Here is a 14,922-nt window from a genome sequence, read left to right as displayed (position 1 = left end):
GCGGGGAGCCGAGCAACGCGTCGAGCTCGTCGAGGAGCGCGACGTCCTGGTAGCTGAGCGGCGCGTCGCCGGCCCAGGAGCGGGCGAGCGGCTCGATGTCGGCGCGGTCGATGTCGCGGCCGGCGGCGCGGCGGAGCCGGTCGGGGTCGCCGAGCGAGCGCAGCACGTCCAGCGGGCGGCGGAGCGGCCACCAGGCCACGAGGAAGTCGGTGAAGGAGCGCTGCTCGCGGACCCGCGCGACGAACTGGTCGCGCTTGGGGTCGCCGCTCTCCCGGCCGGTGCCGCGCGCGGGCTGCTCGTCGATCTCGGCGAGGCCGTCGGCGGCGAGGATCGCGTTCCACAGCCCCGCCTCGGCGCCCTCCGCCTCCTCGGCGGCGTCGGGGCCCCCGACGTCGGTGAAGCGTTCCCAGAGGCCGTCCAGGAGCGCCTCGGCGGCCCGGCCGCGGGCCGCGTTGACGCTGCCGCGGCTGCGCCGGTGCACGTCGCTGCGGATCCGGTCGAGGCGCGCCCGGTCGAGCGCGACGACGACGCCCTTGAACACCACGCGCAGCTCGCCGGGGGCGCCGGGCGCGTGGTCGGTGACGGCGCGCCGCAGCACCGTCGCCATCGCCTCCGCGCCCTTGACCCGCGCGAGCCGCGGCGGGTCGTGCACGGTCGCGGTCGCGCCGTCGACGAGGTCGCCGAGCGAGCGCAGCGCCGCCGAGCCCTCGCCGAGCGACGGCAGCACCCGCTCGATGTAGGCGGTGAACCGGCGGTTCGGGCCGATGACCAGCACGCCCCGGGAGCCGAACCGGCGCCGGTGCCGGAACAGCAGGTACGCGACGCGGTGCAGCGCGACGGCGGTCTTGCCGGTGCCGGGGGCGCCGCGCACCAGGACGGTGCCGTCGGCGGGGGCGCGGATCACCTCGTCCTGCTCGCGCTGGATCGTCGCGACGATGTCGCGCATCTCGCCCTCGCGGGTGCGGGCCAGGGAGGCGATGAACGCGCCGTCGCCGACGATCGTCATCCCGTCGGCCGCGTCCGGGTCGAGCAGGTCGTCCTCCAGGTCGACGACCGTGTGCCCGCGCGAGTGCAGGACGCGGCGCCGCACGACGCCGCGCGGGTCCTCCGGGGTGGCGCGGTAGAAGTCCTCGGCGGCGGGGGCCCGCCAGTCGATCACCAGGGAGTCGTGCTCGCCGGTCCGCACGCCGATGCGGCCGATGTAGCGGACCTCGCGGGAGGCGAGGTCGAGTCGGCCGAACACCAGCCCGTCATCGGCGATGTCGAGGGCCTGGGCGCGCAGCGCGGCCTGGTGGACCATCGCGTCGCGGTCCACGAGGGAGCCCTTGGTGCCGGCGAGGGACTGCCGGTAGCCCTCGCGGATCATCGCCTGGGCCTCCGCGCGCATCTCCTCCAGCCGCGCGTAGGCGATGTCGACGTAGCGCTGCTCGGCGGCGATCTCCCGGTCCTTGACCGTGCCGCCGGGGCCGGTCGAACGTCCGGTGACCTGGGACGGCATGCAGGCTGCTCCTCGCACGTGTGTCGCGCCGGGGACGTCCCCCGGCACCCCGGGAAGGGGCGAAGAGACAGCTTATTCGGTAGGTCCGACCTTCAGCGCGGTGTGACCGTCGCGGCAGGTGACCGGCGGGTCGGCAGGGCGGAGAGGCGTCCGCGGAGTCCGGCACCGGCGGACGGGACGACGTGCAGCTCGCCGGCGGGACGGGCGAGCGACCGGTCGATCGCGTCGAGCACCACGCGCGCGGAAACCCCGGCCGGGGTGCGGCAGCACCGGAACGTCACGCCCTGGTTGCCGTGCTCCGCCCACAGCGCGTCGGTGTACGCGGCGACGGCTGCGGAGGCAGCGGCGGCGGCGGACGCGCCCGGTACCGGGTGGTCCGGGCAGAGGACCAGCTCGCCGCGCCCGCGTTCGAGCATGCCGGGCAGCGTCGCCCGGACGACGTTGACGGTGCCGAGGACGTCGGTCCGGAGGACGTGCTCGACCTCGGCGAGGGGCTGCTCCAGCGCGGGCGCGGCCGGGGCGATCATGGCCGCGTGGACGACCCGCTGCACGGGGCCGGCCATCGCCACGACGTCCGCGACGGCGTCGGGGTCGGTGACGTCGCACGTCCGGACGTGCATGTTGGGGGAGCGCAGCGCCGTCCGCGCCAGGCCGTCGGTGTCCAGGTCCACCGCGACGACGTCCCAGGCGGCGGCCGCCAGCCGCCGCGCGGCCAGCGCGCCGAGCCCGCGCGCGGCACCGGTCACCAGCGCCGTCCGCATCATGGGCGCACCTCCTCGGCACCCTCGAAGACCATCTGCAGATGCCCGACCGTGCTCGTGCTCAGGGCGCGCGCCCGGTCCAGGCCGAGCCCGCGGAGTTCCTCCGCCACCGGGTGGTCGCCCAGGACGACCTTCGCCCCGCCCGGCCGCATCCGCACGCCGGACGGCGTGACGGTCCAGGGCGTCCGGCGCGTGACGCCGTCCAGGCACGAGTAAGCCTCGACCCTGGGCGCTCCGGAGCCTTCCGGCATCGGCGCTCCCGGGGCGACCGCCACCTCGATCGCGGTGCGGCCGCCGAAGCGGACCGCGCACCGCTTCACCCGCCCGGCGAGGTCCATGGGGATGTCGGCGAGCTCCTTGGGGAAGCCCCAGATCGTCCGCCCGGCCTCCAGGGTGAACTCCTGGTTGACCGGCAGCCAGTGGATGAACGCGCCGACCCCGGCCATGCCGCGCAGCCGGCCGAGCGGCCCGGCCGGCGGCGGCGCCGCGCCGGGCGGCCGGACGAGGAACGCCACGGCGAACTCGTGGTACGGCCCGAGGTCCCCGTCGGCGTACCGGACGAAGGCCAGCGAGCAGATCGCCCGGCCCGGCAGCGGCTCGGCGACGTCGAGCCCGGAGTAGGCGATCACGGCCCGGGCCGCGTCGGCGGGCACGGCGAACATCGCGGACGCCACCGCGGCGTCGCGGATCCGCACCGGGAGCTCGACCCGCTCGCCCTGGATCGCGTGGGCATGTACGGCGCTTGTCACACCGTAAGTAGAACAGGTTCTCGTTTCGCTGCCAACCGCCCGTCCCGTCGACTTGCGGCGTGTTGTTGTTATGACGCGCTCCATAACAACAACACGCCGCAAGTCAACGTTCGAGGGTGGTCTTGATGCGGGTCAGGGTCTGCTGCATGCCCTCGCGGTTCGCCGCCGCTCTGGCGGCTGCGGGGACGCCGGTGAACAGCCGGCCGAGCAGCGAGACCAGCCGGGCGCCCCGGGTGTCGCGCCGCAGGTCCTCCCAGTACTCGGTGAGCCGCGTCCGGGGCGCGGACGGGTCGGCCCCGACGTCCTCGATGCGGTAGCCCCACAGCGCCACCGGGATCCCGAAGCTCGTCACGCGGAACGCGAACGCCTCGCCGGGCACCGCGGACGTCACCCGGCACGTCGTGAACCACACCCGCCACCCGCTGCGGTTCCACCCGACGAACCGCGTCCCGGCCGCGGCCGTCCGCCCGCGCACCCAGACGGCGAACACCTCCGGGCTCCACTCCGCCATCCGGCGCGGGTCGGCGACCGCCGCGTACACGTCCCGCACCGGCGCCGCGACCGCCACGCTCTCCTCGACGACCCACTCCCGTTCCATGGGCGGGATCCTCCCACTTCATGACCATATGGTCACGTGCGGGGCCCGGTGCCGGTGGTTCCGCCGTTCTGTCGCGCGGACGCCCCGTACACGGCAAGGTGGATGTCGTCGTTTGCACGGTTACGCGAAGGGGAGGCGGCGGGTCGTGGGCGGAGGCCGGCAGCGGCCGGGCGGCCGGCCGGAGTCCGTGGGCGGGGTCCGGGTGGCCCTCGGCGTGATCTCCGGCGTCCTCGCGATCGCGCTCGCCGCCGTCCTGGTCGACCGGTTCGTCCTCGGCGCGGAGTGGTGGCAGGTGCGGCACACCGTGACCGGCGAGGCCGTCGCGCCGCAGCGCGACGTGGGCCCGCCGCCCGGCCCGCTCGCGGTGAGCTGGGAGCGGACGACCCGCATCCACCACGGGGCCGTCGCCGGCTACGACGGGATCGCCTACGCGGTCGCGCAGGGGCAGGTGGTGACGGCGTCCGGCAGCGGGCTGGAGGTCCACGACGCGCGCACCGGCGCGGGCCGCTGGAGCTACCGCCGCTCCGGCTGGACGCTGCTCGGCTGGGCGGCCACGCGGTCGCGGCTGCTCGGCTACTTCGAGCGGGACGGCGACCGCGGACAGCGCCTCGTCATCGCGTTCGACGCGCTGTCGGGCGGGCTGCTGTGGCAGCGCGAGGGGCCGCGCCCCGCCGCGGTGTCCCGGACGACGCTGCGCTGGCCCGCCGGGTCCGACGTCCTGCTCACCACCGACGACGACCGCCGCACCCTGTTCGGGGTGTCCGCGGTGACCGGGAACCGGGTGTGGCGGCTGCCGCTGCCGCGCGGCTGCCGGCTGTTCGAGGGCGGCTCGCGGCCGTCCGGCGGGCGGGAGGACCTCGCGGCGCTGGCCCTCGACTGCGCCGGCAAGGCGCGGCACAGCCGGCTGCTGGCGGTCGAGCCGGGCGCCGGCACCGTCGCCTGGGACCGGCCGCTCGGCTCCGAGGAGTCGCCCGAGGTGTCGATGCTGGACGGCGTGACGCTCGTCTCCGACGGGACGGCGCTGCGCGCGTTCGACGAGGACGGCGACCAGTTCGGCGTCTGGAAGGGCGACGGAGTCTGCGGCGACGCCATGTGCCCGGGGGTGCTGCGGTCGGGGCGGCTCCTGGTCGTGTACCACCCGGACGGGGCCGAGCGCGGCGCGACCCGCATGGAGTCGGTCCGGGTGCCGTCCGGCAGGGTCGAGTGGGGCCGCGACGTACCCGCGTACGCGGCCCTCGCGGAGGCGGGCGGGCAGGTGTTCGCGCTGCGGCCGCGGCTGTCGGGGCGGCTGCTGCCCGCGGGCGTCGACATCATCGACCCCGCCGGCGGGGACGCCGCCAGCGCGCCCGCGCCGATCTCGGTGAACCTCGACCTGCCCGGCCCCGGCCCGTGGCTGGCGGCGGCGGGCGGGCTGCTGTACGCGGCCGTCCCGCAGGCGGCGCCGCGCCCGGACGGGGCCGCGCGGCTGGTCGCGCTCCGCGGCGGCCTCGCGGGCGACGGCCCGGCCGAACTCGGCGGCGTGCCGGCGGCGGACTGGCCGGACGCCTGCGACCTGCTGGAGGAGCAGGATCTCGCCGCCGCCCGCGTGGACCGGCACACCGCCGTGCCCGCCCGCGCGTCCGCCGGGCCGGTGCGGCTGCCGCGCCCGGTGTCCTGCCGGTACGAGGCGTCTGACAAGGACGACGAGCTCGACGACCTGGAGGAGGACGCCGAGGAGGAGCCGGACGCGTCCGCGTCGGCCGATCCAGGCGAATCGGCCGGCCCCGGCGAAGAGGGCGACGAGGACGGCGGTGTGGAGCGGACCGTGGGCGACTTCACGGTCAGCGTCCGCTGGGTCGGCCGCACCGAGCACGTCGCGTCCGAGCTGCTGGACGCCCTGCAGGCCACCCAGGCGAAGGCCCGCAAGCGCCGCGACATCGGCGCGGACGAGGCGTACGAGATCGGCCCCGCCGCCGGCATGATCGCGTTGCGCGTCGGCCGGTACGTGGTGGTGGTCGAGGCCGACCGGCCGCCGGGCGTCGCCGCCCGCCTGGCCCGCTCGGTCGCCTACCGCCTGCACCACCCGTCCTGACAGCGGGTCCCGGGCGGACCGTCAGAACTCGGGGACGGGCTCCACGGCGATGACGGTCTCGCGGCCCGCCCACGCTTCGAGCTGGGCGACGAACCGCTCGGCGTGGACCGGCCAGTGGTACCGCTCGCGGGCGGCCCGGTGGCCGCGCTCGCCGAGCTCGCCGCGCAGCGCCGGGTCGTCGCGCAGCCGCAGCACGGCCTTGGCGGCGCCGCCCGGGTCGCCGAACGGGACGATCAGCCCGGCCCCGGCGGACTCCACGATGTCCACGGCCGGGGGGTTCGGCGTGGCGATGACCGGGATGCCGCGGGCCATGTACTCCACGATCTTGGTCGGCATCGAGTGCCGGTAGTTGGGCTCGTCGTGCAGCAGCGCCAGCCCGGCCATCGCGCCCTCGGCGATGCGCAGCGCCCGGTCGTTGGGGACGAACCCGTACCAGCGCAGGACGCCCTCGCGCTGCGCGTCGCGGATCGCGTCCCTGATGTCGGCGTCGGCGGCGCCGATCAGCTCGACCAGGACGCCCTCGGCGGCCAGCACGCGCGCCATGTGCACCATGTCGAGCGCCCCGCGCGCCCGGGACAGCTGCCCGACGTACACGGCGCGGCGGCCGTCCGGCGGGCCGGGCGGCGCGTCGGCGACGTAGGTGGTGTTGGGCACGACGGGGTGCTCCCCGCCGAACCGCCCGCGGTAGCCCTCCTCGGCGAGCAGCAGCCGGTGCCGCCGCTCGGTGCGCCGCTCCAGGTGCCGGACGGCCGGGCGGAGCACGGGACGCGCCGGGGCGGGCAGCCAGCCCTTGGCGCCGAGGGCGGCGGCGGTGTCCTCGTGGACGTCCCACACGACGGTCCGGCGACGCGCCTCGCGGGGGAGGGACACCAGCAGCTCGGGGTCGTGGAGGAGGATCACGTCGGCGTAGGCGGCGTGCTCGGCGAGCGCGCGGCGGGCCGCGCGCAGCGCGCGGAGGCGGCGCCGCCCGGTCGCGCGCGGCACGTCCACGGGGCTGATCTGCCGCCACGGCGTCGCATTGCACGCCCGGAACGGAGCGATATAGGTGACTTCATGGCCGGCGTCGAGGAGCGCGCGTATCTGCCGGTGCAGAATACGCGCGTCCTCGGGGTGATGCACCACCGTGCAAACGCAGACCCGCATTTACTCTCACTCCGTGCCGAAGCCCTGATTTCGTTCCGAGTCTGGGCCGCCGATGGAAATTGCGGATGAATTCCGGTTGTCGGAGGCATGGACGGCGCCGGGCGATTGGTCCGCCGTGTGCTAGTGGCGCGCCATGTCCGTCCGCGGGGCCGCTAACTTAGAGCAGTTCGACGGTGTCCAGGTGGGCGTTGCGCGTCCGGCCCCGGGTGTCGAAGAGCAGCCGCGCGTTGCCCGTCAGGGTCCCGGCGTCGTAGGCGGCGTGGTCGGCCAGGACGATCGCCAGGTCGGCCTCCGCCAGCGCCGCGGGCAGGTCGGCGCCCGCGTTGGGGATCGCGGTGCCGTCCACCTCCCAGGACGTGATGAACGGGTCGTGGAACGACAGCTCCGCCCCGAGCCGCGCCAGCCGCCGCGCCACCGGGCGGGCCGGCGATTCGCGCTGGTCGGCGATGTCGGCCTTGTAGGTGACGCCGAGGAGCAGGACCCTGGCTCCCTTCAGCGCGCGTTCCTCCCGGTTGAGGAGCTGCTGCGCGCGTTCGGCGACGTACCGGGGCATCCGGTCGTTGATCTCCTGGGCCAGCTCCACGAACCGGAACGGGTAGCCCAGCGACCTGACCTTGTACGACAGGTAGTTCGGGTCGATCGGGATGCAGTGCCCGCCGACGCCCGGCCCCGGGCGGAACGCCTGGAAGCCGAACGGCTTGGTGGCCGCGCAGTCGATCGCGTCCCACAGGTCGATGCCCAGCTCGTTGCAGAACACCGCCATCTCGTTGACCAGCGCGATGTTCACGTGCCGGTAGGTGTTCTCCAGCAGCTTGGCCATCTCGGCCTCGCGGGTGCCCCTGGCCTGCACGACCCGGTCGACGAACTTGCCGTAGAACGCCGCCGCCGCCGACGCGCACGCCGGGGTCAGCCCCCCGACGATCTTCGGCGTGTTGCGGACGCCGTAGACCGGGTTGCCCGGGTCGATCCGCTCCGGCGAGAACGCCAGGTGGAACTCCTCCCCGGCGACCAGTCCGGACGTCTCCAGGATCGGCCGGACGATCTCCTCTGTCGTGCCGGGGTACGTGGTCGACTCCAGCACGACCAGCATCCCCGGCTCCAGGTGCCGGGCGACCGTCTCGGCCGCGCCGCGCACCGCGGTGAGGTCGGGGCCGCCCTCCGGCGACAGCGGCGTGGGCACGCAGATGACCACGGTGCGGGCGCCGTCCAGGACGTCCTCGTGCAGGCTCGGGGCGAACCCGGCCTCCAGCATGTCTTCTATCTCGGCCGGCGAGACGTCGTCGATGTGCGACAGTCCGGCCTTGAGCCCGGCGACGACGCGCGCGTCGCGGTCGAGCCCGCCGGCCCGCAGGCCGGCCCGGCAGGCCTCCCGCACGAGCGGCAGTCCGACGTAGCCGAGTCCGATGACCACCAGATCCACCCGGTGGCTCCCTTCGCAGAATGTACGCGTTCGCGGTTCATGTGATCGCGTAGGCGGTCCGGTATCCGTCCGTAACGGCGCGCCAAGTGCGTTCCGCCCGCACCCATTCCCGGGCCGCCTGCCCGATTTTCTGCCTTCTTTCCGGACTGTAAGCCAGGTCTTCCAGACAATTCGCCCATGCTTCCGGGTCTTCCGGAACTGTTAACGCGCCGGTCACGCCAGGTTCCACGATTTCGCGAAGTGCCCTGACATCACTGGCTATGACGGGGATTCCCCCGGCCATCGCCTCGATCGGCTTGAGGGGCGTCACCAACCGGCAGACCCGGTCCGCACGGCGCGGAACCGCGAACACATCGAGGACGGCGTGGAATCGGCGAACGGACCCCATCGGCACGCGGCCGGTGAACACGGCGTGAACCCCGTGCCGGGCCGCGCGCCGTTCGAGCGCGCCGCGCTCGGGACCGTCCCCGACCAGCAGCAGCGTGACCGGCGCGCCCCGGTCGCGCAGCAGCGCCGCCGCGTCGATGAGCGTGTCGATGCCCTCGTAACCGTAGAACGAGGACGTCAGGCCGACCACCGGGGCATCCCCGCGGATGCCGAGCCGCTCACGCAGGTCGCCGGGGTCGGGGAGCGGTTCGAGGAACGTCTCGTCCACCCCGTTCGGCACCACGGTGATCTTCTCCGCGGGGACGCCGCGGGACGCGATCTCCATCCGCATCGCCTCGCCGAGCGTCACGACCGCGTCCGCCTCGGCCATGCGGCGCGTCTCCAGCTCGCGGGTCAGCCGGTAGAACTCGTCCGACTCGCTGTGCGCCGGGTCGCGCGACAGCCAGGAGTCCTCCAGGAAGCCGCGCACCTCGTACACGACGGGCAGCCCGTGCCGGCGGCCCAGCTCCAGCGCGACGGCCGCGTTGAGGTGGTTGCTGACCGCGTGCAGCACGGCCGGCCGCAGCTCCTCGACCAGCCGCCCGGCCAGCTCGGCGCTCCGGGCCACGGCCCGTACCGGGTCGGCGGGCGGCAGCCAGGGCAGCAGCCGGTGGTACGGGACGCCGTCGACGTCCACCCGCGCCCGCGCGTCCCCGCCGCCCTGGCTCAGCGGATACCCGAGCCGCGTCACCACGTGGGTGTCGAGACCCGCCTCCCGCTGGGCCTGGGCGATCCGGTGCGTGCGGACCGTGTAGCCCGCGTTCGTTCCGGGAAGCGAGTTCGTCACGAACTGCAGGACGGTCCTGCCCCCCGGCCCGGCGAGCGGGGCGCGGGGCGACGGCGGACGGGCCAGCAGGCGGCGCAGGTCGGCCGTCTCGCGGCGGACGTCCCGCGGCTTCGGGACCACGAGCGGGGAGCGGCGCAGCCGGGCGCCGAACGGGGCGCGGGCGACCAGCCGGACCGCGAGCCGGGACGCCCGGCCGGGGTCGTCCCGGACCTGCCGACAGGCGAGTCCCACCAGGTAGACGGACTTCTTCATGAGCACGGCGGGCGAGCGTAGGCGACCCCGATGAACAGAAGGGAAATCGTGTTGGCACCCATCGTGCACGTCCTCGGGGCGCGGCCGAACTTCGTCAAGGCCGCCCCGGTGATCGGCGCGCTGCGCGCCGCCGGCGCCGAGCAGGCCGTGATCCACACCGGCCAGCACTACGACGAGCGGATGTCGGAGGTCTTCTTCACCGAGCTCGGCCTCCCCGAACCCGACGTGAACCTCGGCGTCGGCTCCGGCGGGCACGCCGAGCAGACGGCCGCGCTCCTCGTCGGGCTGGAGAAGGAGTTCACGAGCCGTTCACCCGCACTCGTCATCGTGTACGGCGACGTGAACTCGACGATCGCCGCCGCCCTCGTCGCGGCCAAGCTGCGGATCCCCGTCGCCCATGTGGAGGCGGGGCTGCGCAGCTTCGACATGTCCATGCCGGAGGAGGTCAACCGGCGCATCACCGACCAGCTGTCCGCGCTGTGCCTGGTCACCAGCCCGGAGGGGATCGGGCACCTGGCGGACGAGGGCGTCCCGGTGCACCGGGCGCACCTCGTCGGCAACCCGATGATCGACACGCTGCTGGCCAACCTCGGGTCGTTCGACACCGGCCGGGTCCGGGAGGCGCACGGCTTGCCCGAGCGGTACGTCCTCGCGACGATGCACCGGCCCGCGAACGTGGACGAGCCCGAGACGGCCGCGGCCCTCGTCCGGCACCTGCACGGCGTCGCCGACCTCGCCGACCTGGTCATCCCCGTCCACCCGCGCGGCCGGGCGAACCTGCTGGCCGCCGGGCTGGCCGACCACGACGCGGTGCACATCCTGGAGCCGCTCGGATACATCGACTTCATCGCCGCCGTCCGGGGCGCCGCGGCCGTCGTGACCGACTCGGGCGGGCTGCAGGAGGAGACGACGATCCTCGGCGTCCCGTGCCTGACCGTCCGGCCCAACACCGAGCGGCCCATCACCATCACCCACGGCACCAACCGCCTTGTTTCGTTCGAGGAGCTCGTGCCGGGGGTTCGCAAGGCGCTGGAGTCGGGGCCGGTTTCCGCCGACCGCAAGCCGCCGCTGTGGGACGGCCACGCCGGCCCCCGCATCGCCGAAGTGATCATGAGGTGTCTGGGTGAGTGACGAGGCCGAGACCGCCGCGCGCCAGGAGGCGAAGGCGTACCAGCAGCTCGGGCGGCTGAAGGCGACGCTGCGCGAACGCGAGGCGCGGCTGTCCGAGCTGGAGAAGCGGGTCGCGGCGCTGGAAGCCTCGACGGCCGTGCAGTTCGGGCGGCTCGTCGCCGGCGCCGCGCGCAACCCGCGGCGCGGCCGGCGCCTGCCGCGCGACCTGTACCGGCTGTGGCGCAAGCGCAACGCGCCCGTGCCCGCGTCCGGCCGGGGCGGCGGCGGGGCGGTCACGCCCGACCGCGTCGACCGTCCCGAGAACCGGCTGCTCGTCGCCGGGCCCAGCAACCGGCCGATCGTCGCGGGCGTCCTCGCCCGGCACACGGCCGCCGAACTGGCCGCGCACGTCGAGGTCGTCCCGCTGTACCCGCATGACGCGGCGATCGTCATGGACCGGGCGGACGTGGACATGCTCGTCGTGGACGCGTCGGCCGGCGACCCCGGCGGCCCCTGGGCGTACCTGGGCGTTCCCGGCATGTACGACCGGGACGCCGCGCTGGACGAGATCCGCCGGATCGCCGCCGGCCGCACGCTGCCGCTCGTCCTGCTCGGCGACCCGGCCCCCGCCACGCTGGCCGGCCTGACCTGGGACGCCGTCGTCACCGACGCCGGCCAAGTCGGTGCCCTACTAGAACCGGCGCAGTTGCCGGGGGGTGCGGGGGGTCGTCCCCCCGCGAACCACTCAGTCCGTTGAAAGGAACCACTGTGCGACCACGCGCCCTCGTCTACGGCGACGTCGATCTCAACATGATCGACGGCTCGGCGATCTGGGCCCAGGGCATGGTCCAGGCCCTGTCCCGCGCCGGCTGCGAGGTGACCCTGGTCCTCAAGGCCCCGATCCGGACCGGGCGCCTCATCGACCCGCTGCGCGCCCTGCCGGGCGTCACCGTCCGCAGCCCGCACGCCGAGGGCCTGTGGGACGGCGTCATGGTCGCGAGGCACGCCGCCACGATCCTCGCCCGCATCGACGCGGAAAACCCGCACGACCTGGTAGTCGTCCGTGGCCGCCGCCTCGCGGGCAAGCTCGCCATGGGCCCGCTCGCCGGACGCCTCTGGACGTACCTCACCGACGTCCCGCAGTCCGCCGCCGAGTTCACCGCGTCCGCCAAGGGCGAGTTGCGCCGCATCGCCGACGCCTCCCGCGTGCTGCTCTGCCAGACCGAGGAGCTCCGCGGCTTCCTGGAGGCCGCCGTCCCGGCCACGGCGGGCAAGAGCGTCCTGTTCCCGCCGGTCGTCGTGCTCCCCGAGGGCCTGGAGCCCCGCGCCGTCGGCCCCCCCGGGCGGCGCGCGCTCCGCCTCGTCTACACGGGCAAGTTCGCGCCGCGCTGGAACACCTACGAGATGACGTCCCTGCCGCGCCTGCTCGCCATCCGCGGCGTGGACGCCGAACTCCACATGGTCGGCGACAAGATCCACGACGACCCCGCCGACCCGGGCTTCGCGACCCGGATGCGGACGGCGCTGGAGTCGGGCGACGGCGTGGTCTGGCACGGCGGCCACCCGCGCGCCGAGGCGCTGCGGCTGACGGCCGCGTCCGACGTGGGGGTGTCCTGGCGGGACGCGGAGCTGGACGCGAGCCTCGAACTGTCCACGAAGGTGCTGGAATGCGGCACGCTGGGCGTCCCGGTGGTGTTGAACCGGACCCCCATGCACGAACGCCTCCTCGGCGCCGACTACCCCCTCTTCGCCGCCACCGAGGACGACGTCCTGGACGCCCTCACTCTCATCGGCAAGAACCCCGACGTCTTCACGCTCGCCGCGGACCGCTGCCGCATGGCCGCCGCCGACTACACCCTGGACGCCGCCGCCGACCGCCTCCGGACCTACCTCTCCGACGCGTTCCCGGAGCCGTCCAAGGCCGTCCTGTCCGTCCAGTCACGCCCGCTCCGCGTCGGCGTCGCGGGCCACGACCTGAAGTTCTTCACCCGCCTGCTCGACTACCTTCGGTCCCGTCCCGACCTGGAGGTCCGCGTAGACCACTGGGCCGCGCTCAAGGCCCACGACGAGAAACGCAGCCAAGACCTCGTCGAGTGGGCCGACGTCGTCATCTGCGAATGGTGCGGCCCCAACGCCCTCTGGTACGCCGAGCACAAGCGCCCGGACCAGCGCCTCCTCGTCCGCCTGCACCGCTTCGAGCTCTACGCGGCCTGGCCGAAGCAGCTCAAGATCGACGCCGTCGACCAGGTGATCTGCGTGAGCCCGCACTACACGTCCCTCACGCGGGAGATGACCGGCTGGCCCGCGGAGAAGGTCGTCACGATTCCGAACTGGGTGGACGACGCACAGCTCGACCGGCACAAACTCTCCGGCGCCGAGCACCACCTGGGCATGATCGGCATAGCGCCGTCCCGCAAGCGCCTCGACCTGGCCCTGGACGTCCTGGAGGAGCTCCGCCGCGACGACCCCCGCTTCACCCTCTTCGTCAAATCCAAGCTGCCCTGGGACTACTGGTGGATCTGGCAGAAGGACGAAGAGCGAGCCCACTACGAAAAGGTCTTCCACCGCATCCGCCGCTCCCGCCTTCTCTCCGGCGGTGTCGTGTTCGACTCCTACGGCCGCGACGTGGCGTCCTGGCTGCGCCGCATCGGTTTCGTGCTATCCACAAGCGACGACGAGAGCTTCCACCTGGCCCCCGCCGAAGGAATGGCGTCCGGCGCGATCCCGGCCCTGCTCCCATGGCCCGGCGCCGAAACCATCTACGACACCCGCTGGATTCACGAGACGCCGTCCGCAATGGCCGCGTCCATCGCCGCCACGACCTCCGAAGGCCGCTGGGAGACCGACCGGACGCTGGCCCGCAGCCAGGTCAGGACCGCCTACGGCCTGGACGAGGTCTGCCGCCAATGGACCGACCTGCTCGCTGGTAACGCATAGGCTCGTCGGGCCGCTCCATGGGGATGCGCCGTCCCGAGGACGGCGCATCAGAAAAGGTCGAACGTCGATATCGCCAGCAGCAGAAGCGTGGCGGTGCCGGCGAACGCCGTCCCCGCGCAGATCGTGGCCTGCGGGACGGACGCCTTGGCGAACCTGCTCACGATTCCGGCGGTCAGGGCTACAGTGACGGACGTGACCGTCACCAGCATGGCCGCCAGCAGTTTGACGGCGGCCATGTCGGCCGGGCCGGCCGCCAGTTGCGCGAATGCGCTCATCATGGAACTTCTCCTCTCCCGTCGAGACCACTCTCCGGCCTCCGGGAGGGGACGGGTGATGAGCCGGTGACAGGTCGGTGACATCGTGACAACCGACGCGGAGCCGGAACGGCCGGACGCGGATTCTCCGGCCGTTCCGGTCGCCGAACTGCACGCGCTCAAACGGCGCGGGTTCGGGACGGTGACCGAGGCGGAACTCGCCCGTAGCGCGCCCGCGCTGTCCGCCCTGGCCCGCCGCTGCTTCGACGTGGCCCCGGCATCGCCGCCGCCGTTGCGGAAACTGTTCCACTCGGCCATCGCGCGGATCGCCGATGAGAGCCTGCGCGGACCGGCAGCGGCCCTTTTCGGGGTGTCCCGGGAGACGTACGGGAAGTCGTTCGCGTACCGGAAGGACATCGCCGCCGCGATGTTCGACCCGGTGCCGGCTCGCAGCACATTCCGGCAGCGGCCGCAGTACACCCCGCGCATCGTCGCGGAACTCGCCGCCGCCTTGGCGACGGTCAAGAGCACGGTCGTCGTCGATGAGACCCGCGTCCGGCGCATCACGGAGCAGATCGACCGCCCCGAACAGTCGCGCGAGGCGGAACGGCTGCTCGCCGAGGCGCGCCTGCTATGGATCTGGGGCGAGGCCGGCACGGGCAAGACCGTGCTCGCCGAACAGGTCGCCGACCGCGTCCGCGGGCCGCTGCCGGCCGTCAAGATCCGGCTGGGCAACTCGCGCGTCACCGAGGCCGACGTCCTGGCCGCGCTGGACCACGATGACGTGGACGCGCGGACCTGGAGCCCCGCGGCCTGCCGGCACCAGTTGCGCCGCATGATCCAGGACGGCGGCGCCCTCGGTATCGTGATCATCGACGGGGCCGACAAGGCGGACGACGCATGGGAGCTCGTCCCG

General features: G+C 74.1%; 12 protein-coding genes and 1 pseudogene. 5 read left to right on the top strand and 8 right to left on the bottom strand.

Features of this window, described 5'->3' with window-relative positions; translation table 11 throughout:
* The 4 genes and pseudogenes from E1200_RS21380 to E1200_RS21365 form a co-directional block, all read right to left on the bottom strand.
* Positions 1-1,498 (bottom strand): annotated as a pseudogene (locus E1200_RS21380) (AAA family ATPase); the annotation flags it as partial.
* Positions 1,499-1,590: 92 nt separating this feature from the next.
* Positions 1,591-2,262 (bottom strand): SDR family NAD(P)-dependent oxidoreductase, encoded by a 672-nt coding sequence (locus tag E1200_RS21375; protein ID WP_131953832.1) that lies wholly within the window; start codon positions 2,260-2,262, stop codon positions 1,591-1,593.
* Complete coding sequence (locus E1200_RS21370) at positions 2,259-3,008, bottom strand: acetoacetate decarboxylase family protein (protein ID WP_243708734.1); 750 nt, start codon at positions 3,006-3,008, stop codon at positions 2,259-2,261. Before E1200_RS21370 ends, E1200_RS21375 begins: the two co-directional genes overlap by 4 nt.
* 103 nt (positions 3,009-3,111) lie before the next feature.
* Complete coding sequence (locus E1200_RS21365; protein ID WP_131953830.1) at positions 3,112-3,606, bottom strand: SRPBCC family protein; 495 nt, start codon at positions 3,604-3,606, stop codon at positions 3,112-3,114.
* A 145-nt stretch (positions 3,607-3,751) separates the two neighbouring features.
* Between E1200_RS21365 and E1200_RS21360 the strand changes: the two genes are divergently transcribed.
* On the top strand, positions 3,752-5,677 hold the full coding sequence (locus tag E1200_RS21360; RefSeq protein WP_165950398.1) for a PQQ-binding-like beta-propeller repeat protein: 1,926 nt from the start codon (positions 3,752-3,754) through the stop codon (positions 5,675-5,677).
* A 21-nt stretch (positions 5,678-5,698) separates the two neighbouring features.
* Here E1200_RS21360 and E1200_RS21355 read toward each other — a convergent pair whose 3' ends face one another.
* The 3 genes from E1200_RS21355 to E1200_RS21345 all read right to left on the bottom strand — a co-directional run bounded on the left by E1200_RS21355 (position 5,699) and on the right by E1200_RS21345 (position 9,705).
* Positions 5,699-6,820: a glycosyltransferase gene (locus tag E1200_RS21355; RefSeq protein ID WP_131953828.1), complete on the bottom strand. Its 1,122-nt coding sequence runs from the start codon at positions 6,818-6,820 to the stop codon at positions 5,699-5,701.
* Between the two features lie 157 nt (positions 6,821-6,977).
* Positions 6,978-8,240, bottom strand: coding sequence for a nucleotide sugar dehydrogenase (locus tag E1200_RS21350; RefSeq protein ID WP_131953827.1), 1,263 nt, complete (start codon positions 8,238-8,240; stop codon positions 6,978-6,980).
* Between the two features lie 37 nt (positions 8,241-8,277).
* Positions 8,278-9,705: a glycosyltransferase family 4 protein gene (locus E1200_RS21345; RefSeq protein WP_131953833.1), complete on the bottom strand. Its 1,428-nt coding sequence runs from the start codon at positions 9,703-9,705 to the stop codon at positions 8,278-8,280.
* Between the two features lie 60 nt (positions 9,706-9,765).
* On the opposite strand from E1200_RS21345, the gene wecB reads away from it, so the two are divergent.
* Genes wecB through E1200_RS21330 form a run of 3 tightly spaced genes read left to right on the top strand, consistent with a single transcriptional unit; the run spans position 9,766 to position 13,752 of the window.
* Positions 9,766-10,836: a UDP-N-acetylglucosamine 2-epimerase (non-hydrolyzing) gene (wecB, locus tag E1200_RS21340; RefSeq protein ID WP_243708736.1), complete on the top strand. Its 1,071-nt coding sequence runs from the start codon at positions 9,766-9,768 to the stop codon at positions 10,834-10,836.
* On the top strand, positions 10,829-11,572 hold the full coding sequence (locus E1200_RS21335) for a hypothetical protein (RefSeq protein WP_131953825.1): 744 nt from the start codon (positions 10,829-10,831) through the stop codon (positions 11,570-11,572). Before wecB ends, E1200_RS21335 begins: the two co-directional genes overlap by 8 nt.
* A gap of 53 nt (positions 11,573-11,625) precedes the next feature.
* On the top strand, positions 11,626-13,752 hold the full coding sequence (locus tag E1200_RS21330) for a glycosyltransferase family 1 protein (protein ID WP_243708735.1): 2,127 nt from the start codon (positions 11,626-11,628) through the stop codon (positions 13,750-13,752).
* Between the two features lie 47 nt (positions 13,753-13,799).
* On the opposite strand, the gene E1200_RS21325 is transcribed toward E1200_RS21330, so the two are convergent.
* Positions 13,800-14,030 carry a hypothetical protein gene (locus E1200_RS21325; protein WP_131953823.1) on the bottom strand — a complete coding sequence of 77 codons (231 nt, stop codon included), beginning with the start codon at positions 14,028-14,030 and terminating at the stop codon, positions 13,800-13,802.
* An 82-nt stretch (positions 14,031-14,112) separates the two neighbouring features.
* Here E1200_RS21325 and E1200_RS21320 point away from each other — a divergent pair.
* Positions 14,113-14,922 (top strand): ATP-binding protein (locus E1200_RS21320; RefSeq protein WP_131953822.1); only part of this gene is annotated, 810 nt, incomplete at its 3' end.

This window comes from Actinomadura sp. GC306, from assembly GCF_004348665.1.
In the GTDB taxonomy this organism is placed as follows: Bacteria; Actinomycetota; Actinomycetes; order Streptosporangiales; family Streptosporangiaceae; genus Spirillospora.
This window is presented reverse-complemented; position numbering and strand designations above follow the sequence as displayed.

What these genes read in the sequence shown, in the direction of transcription:
- E1200_RS21365 (WP_131953830.1), bottom strand. Translation starts at nt 3,606, where the DNA reads ATGGAACGGGAGTGGGTCGTCGAGGAGAGCGTGGCGGTCGCGGCGCCG.
- E1200_RS21375 (WP_131953832.1), bottom strand. Translation starts at nt 2,262, where the DNA reads ATGATGCGGACGGCGCTGGTGACCGGTGCCGCGCGCGGGCTCGGCGCG.
- E1200_RS21355 (WP_131953828.1), bottom strand. Translation starts at nt 6,820, where the DNA reads ATGCGGGTCTGCGTTTGCACGGTGGTGCATCACCCCGAGGACGCGCGT.
- E1200_RS21325 (WP_131953823.1), bottom strand. Translation starts at nt 14,030, where the DNA reads ATGATGAGCGCATTCGCGCAACTGGCGGCCGGCCCGGCCGACATGGCC.
- E1200_RS21330 (WP_243708735.1), top strand. Translation starts at nt 11,626, where the DNA reads ATGATCGACGGCTCGGCGATCTGGGCCCAGGGCATGGTCCAGGCCCTG.
- E1200_RS21345 (WP_131953833.1), bottom strand. Translation starts at nt 9,705, where the DNA reads ATGAAGAAGTCCGTCTACCTGGTGGGACTCGCCTGTCGGCAGGTCCGG.